This is a genomic window from Vibrio sp. 1402 (assembly GCF_033340275.1).
Map to the genome: position 1 here is coordinate 1 of NZ_JAWOWE010000694.1, position 520 is coordinate 520.

The 520-nt window shown below is 48.3% G+C and carries 1 protein-coding gene; it reads right to left on the reverse strand.

Going from position 1 to position 520, the window contains the following annotated elements:
• The coding region (locus R7044_RS27995) for an ABC transporter transmembrane domain-containing protein (RefSeq protein ID WP_263857079.1) at positions 1-520 on the reverse strand (520 nt) is incomplete at both ends.

The window sequence follows — 520 nt, forward strand, 5'->3', positions numbered from 1 at the left end:
TCAACTGAATCGCAGGGTCAAAGCGCGCATCTACTCTTGCTACCGCGATGTTTTTAGCACCAGTATCGTCAACGACATCTTCAAATCGTTGTTGCTCTTGGTTTTCCAAACCAAAAGCACGCAGCATTCGCACACCATTTAGGGATTCTTGCGTCATATCGGACATCGAAGAGAATGCTTCCTGCGCGACACGAAAACGTTGGTGAAGAATGCGGACGATAAAGAAAATAATTACCGCGAGAAATGGCATTGGCAACAGGGCCATAACGGTCAGTTTCCAACTGACTTGCGTGACCATGATGATCAATACTGCTATGCCTGTGATAACCGAGTCGGCTGCCGTTAATACCCCTTCGCCAGCTGTCATAACGATGTTTCTTACGTCGTTCGTGCCGCGCGCCATCAAATCGCCAGTTTTGTATCGTTCAAAAAAGCGGGGAGGTTGAGTCGAAAGGTGGCGGTAAAGGCGGTTGCGTAAAATGGTTCCAAGTTCCCAACTCGCACCAAATAGCCATATACG